Annotated in this window: 5 protein-coding genes; 4 read left to right on the forward strand and 1 reads right to left on the reverse strand. The window is 66.2% G+C overall.

The window, feature by feature from the left end; all coding sequences use genetic code 11:
* Positions 1-457 (forward strand): FAD-linked oxidase C-terminal domain-containing protein (locus F0Q45_RS24910; RefSeq protein ID WP_306439471.1); only part of this gene is annotated, 457 nt, incomplete at its 5' end.
* Between the two features lie 158 nt (positions 458-615).
* A complete protein-coding gene (locus F0Q45_RS24915; RefSeq protein WP_149656430.1) occupies positions 616-1,587 on the forward strand; it encodes an alpha/beta hydrolase in 972 nt (323 codons plus the stop codon).
* Here the strand turns inward: F0Q45_RS24915 and F0Q45_RS24920 are convergent.
* Complete coding sequence (locus F0Q45_RS24920) at positions 1,582-2,688, reverse strand: alcohol dehydrogenase catalytic domain-containing protein (protein ID WP_149656431.1); 1,107 nt, start codon at positions 2,686-2,688, stop codon at positions 1,582-1,584. The genes F0Q45_RS24915 and F0Q45_RS24920 overlap by 6 nt on opposite strands.
* 41 nt (positions 2,689-2,729) lie before the next feature.
* On the opposite strand from F0Q45_RS24920, the gene F0Q45_RS24925 reads away from it, so the two are divergent.
* The gene (locus F0Q45_RS24925; protein ID WP_373425087.1) at positions 2,730-3,179 is read left to right on the forward strand and encodes an acyl-CoA thioesterase; all 450 of its coding nucleotides are present in this window, start codon (positions 2,730-2,732) and stop codon (positions 3,177-3,179) included.
* Between the two features lie 29 nt (positions 3,180-3,208).
* Positions 3,209-3,646: an SRPBCC family protein gene (locus tag F0Q45_RS24930; RefSeq protein WP_149656433.1), complete on the forward strand. Its 438-nt coding sequence runs from the start codon at positions 3,209-3,211 to the stop codon at positions 3,644-3,646.
* Positions 3,647-3,719 lie beyond the last annotated feature (73 nt).

A 3,719-nucleotide genomic window follows, 5' to 3' on the forward strand; every position in this document is an offset into this window, starting at 1 on the left:
CGGCGAGCCCGCGGTGAGCGTGGATAGCGTTGCGCGGCAACGGTTGTGGCGTGTCCGGGAATCGCTGGCCGAGGTGTTGAGCGCCTACGGGCCGCCGCTGAAGTTCGACGTCTCGCTGCCCTTGGTGGCGATCGGCAGGTTTGCTCGCGACGCGGTCGCGTTGGTCCAGGCGCACGTGCACGACGCGCTGCCGATGCTTTTCGGCCACGTCGGCGAGGGAAATCTGCACCTCAACGTGCTGCGTTTCGCGCCGCAGCGCGAATCGGCTTTGTATGCGGAAATCATGGATCTGATCGCCGACTGCGGCGGCAATGTCAGCTCGGAGCACGGTGTCGGTACCCGCAAGCGGGCGTACCTGGGGATGTCCCGGGACATCACCGACATCGCCGTGATGCGTAGTGTCAAGGCAGCGTTGGACCCGACGGGTTATCTCAATGCCGCGGTGTTGTTCGGGTAGGCGCCGCGCCGCCACGAACTATCTTCATCGCGAACGGAACCGATGGGCGCGCATTGGCTGTGCCGTGCGCGTACCTTCTGGGGCATGACACGCCGTTTTATACCTGTCGATTTCAGCGTTTCGGGCCACCGGGACCAAGCGTCCACCGCGGTGCCCCGGTGACTGAACTGGACGCGGTCGATCGGCTGGACTCAGCACTGCGCGCCGTAGCAGTAGCTCGCACCGATTTCACGCCGGAATCCATCCGGCTGATCCGCGAGTCGATGAATCAGCGCCGTAAGGAGTCAGCCGCACGGGAAACGGCGGCCGCCGGCGTGCCCGTCGCCGAGGACGTTGCGGGGGCCGAGCCGGGGCGATCGGTGCCCGTTCGGATCTACCGCGGCAAGGCCGGCGGGACTTCTCGGACGCCGGTGGTGATCTACTGTCACGCGGGTGGGTTCGCGTTAGGAAACCTCGACACCGACCACCGGCAGTGCCTGGAACTGGCCCGACGCGGCCGGTGTGCGGTGGTGTCGGTCGACTACCGGCTGGCGCCGGAAGACCCCTACCCGGCTGCCCTCAACGATGCGACAGCAGTGCTGAAATGGGTGCTAGCCAACGCCGCGCAGCTGAAGGTGGATCCGACGCGGGTGGCCGTGGCAGGCAGCAGCGCCGGCGGCGCCCTCGCCGCCTGTTTGGCGCAGGGCGCCGCGGACGGCTCGCTGCCCGCGATCGCGCTCCAGTTACTGCATCAACCGGTGCTCGATGACCGCCCGACCCCCTCCATGGCGGAGTTCCGTGCGACCCCGGCCTTCGACGCCGAGGCGGCGGATCTGATGTGGCACCACTACCTGGCCGGCCAGCCTGCCGCACCGCACGCCGTCCCCGCTCGGCGCACCGACTTAACTGGTCTACCACCGACTTTGATCACGTGTAACGAGGTCGATCCATTTCGCGACGAAGCGGTGGACTACGCTCTGCGGCTGCTGCGTGCCGGGGTAGCTACCGAGCTGCACGTGTTTGCCGGGGCGTGTCACGGATTCGATTCGCTGCTGCCCGATTGGTCCACATCGCAGCGGCTTTTCGCGTTGCAGGGTGAGGTTCTGTCGAGGGTTTTGCACGGAGACCTAGGGAGCCACGCGGCCTCATAACCTGATCAGCTGGCGAATTGCGGTGCCGTCAGCTACGTGGTCCATTGCGGCGTTGATATCGTCCAACCGAATCGTTGACGACACCAGCGATTCCACTGGTAGCCGGCCGGACTGCCACAGCGCCACGAACCGCGGAATGTCGCGGTGGGGTACCGCCGACCCCAGGTAGCTCCCGATCAGCGATCGGCCTTCGGCGACGAAGCCCAACGGTGAAATGCTGAGCCGCGCCTCCGGCGGCGGCAGCCCGACGGTGATGGTGCGGCCGCCCGGCGCGGTCAGCCCGATCGCTGTCTCCAGCGCGGCAGGGTGACCGACGGCTTCGATAACCACGTCGGCTTTTACCGCAGCGCCCGCGGCCTGTTGCGGAGTGTAAGTGTCATGAGCACCGAGACTCTTTGCGGCCGAGAGTTTTTCGGTCAGCTGGTCGACAGCGATGACACGCACATCGTCGTAGGTCAGGGCGGTGAGCAGCGCCGCCATGCCAACGCCGCCGAGCCCGACGACGGCGACCGACTGCCCCGTTCGGGGTTTGCCGACGTTGAGAACGGCACCCCCGCCGGTTAGCACCGCGCATCCCAAAAGCGCCGCTACGTCGGGCGGTACAGCGTCGGGGACTGCGACCGCGCTGGCCCGATTGACCACGGCGTGCGTCGCGAAACCCGAGACGCCGAGGTGGTGGTACACCGGTCGACCGGCTCGGCTGAGCCGGATGCCGCCGCCCAGCAGGGTCCCAGCCGTATTGGCAGTGCTACCCGGTTCGCACGGCGTGCTGCCCTGGGTTGCGCAGGCCGGGCAGTGGCAGCAACGCGGCAGGAACACCAGCACCACTCGTTGACCGACAGCGACGTCGTTGACGCCGGGGCCGACCGCCTCGACGATGCCCGCGGCTTCGTGGCCGAGCAGCATCGGCAGCGGCCGCACCCGGTGGCCGTTGACGACCGAGAGATCGGAGTGGCACACGCCCGCCGCCTCGATGCGGACCAGGACCTCGTCACCGCCCGGGCTTTCGAGGTCGAGATCGACGACGCTGATCGGCTGAGACTCGGCGTACGGGCGCGGCGTGCCGATGCGCTCCAGCACTGCTCCTCGGATGTGGAACATGCTGGAATACAACCATGGCTCCAACACCGCCGGTCCCGTCGGTGCCCGGACTGCCTGCGGCGGGCAACCTCACCAGCGCCGACTTTCCGGTGCTGTGGCCGGTGCTCACCCGCTGGGCCGACAACGACATGTTCGGCCACCTCAACAACGCCGTCTACTACCAACTGTTCGACACCGCAATCAATGCCTGGATTAGCACCCGCACCGGTCTGGATCCGCTGACCATGCCGGCGCTGGGGATCGTGGCCGAGTCGGGCTGCCGTTACTTCTCTGAACTGCATTTCCCCGAAAGTCTTGAGGTGGGCCTGGCGGTGACGCGGCTGGGCCGTAGCAGTGTGACCTACCGCCTCGGCCTGTTCAGAGCTGACCAGGCCCAGCCGATCACCGCGTTGGGGCACTGGGTGCATGTCTACGTTGATCGAGCCAGCCGCAAACCCGTCTCGATTCCCGACGCCATCCGGTCCCTGCTGGCCACGGCCTGCGTGAACTGATCAGAGCCCGTCGCCAGTATGCTTCGCCAATGCCAGTTTTGAGCAAGACCGTTGAGGTCAGTGCCGATGCCGGGTCAATCATGGCGATCGTCGCGGACATCGAGCGGTACCCGGAGTGGAATGAAGGGGTCAAGGGGGCGTGGGTGCTCGCTCGCTACGACGACGGCCGTCCCAGCCAGGTGCGGCTCGACACCAGCGTGCAAGGCTTCGAGGGTATCTATATTCACGCCGTCTACTACCCGGGTGACAACCAGATTCAGACCGTCATGCAGCAAGGCGATTTGTTCGCCAAGCAGGAACAACTCTTCAGCGTGGTGGAGAGCGGCGCCAATAGCTTGCTGACTGTGGACATCGACGTCGAACCCAGCCTGCCGGTGCCCGCCCCCATGGTAAAGCTGCTGCTCAACAACGTGCTGGAACAACTGGCTGAAAACGTCAAGCAGCGCGCGGAGAAACTGGGCAGCTAGAGGTCCAGGCAATTTGGCTCAGCTGAAGATCCCGTTCGCATCCAGCGTCCTCGACAGCCGGCGCGCCGCGTCG

This window comes from Mycobacterium simiae (assembly GCF_008370645.1).
GTDB lineage: Bacteria > Actinomycetota > Actinomycetes > Mycobacteriales > Mycobacteriaceae > Mycobacterium > Mycobacterium simiae_A.

Bases quoted from the DNA above. Each gene is read 5' to 3' on its own strand.
- F0Q45_RS24920 (WP_149656431.1), bottom strand. From the start codon at position 2,688: ATGTTCCACATCCGAGGAGCAGTGCTGGAGCGCATCGGCACGCCGCGC.
- F0Q45_RS24930 (WP_149656433.1), top strand. From the start codon at position 3,209: ATGCCAGTTTTGAGCAAGACCGTTGAGGTCAGTGCCGATGCCGGGTCA.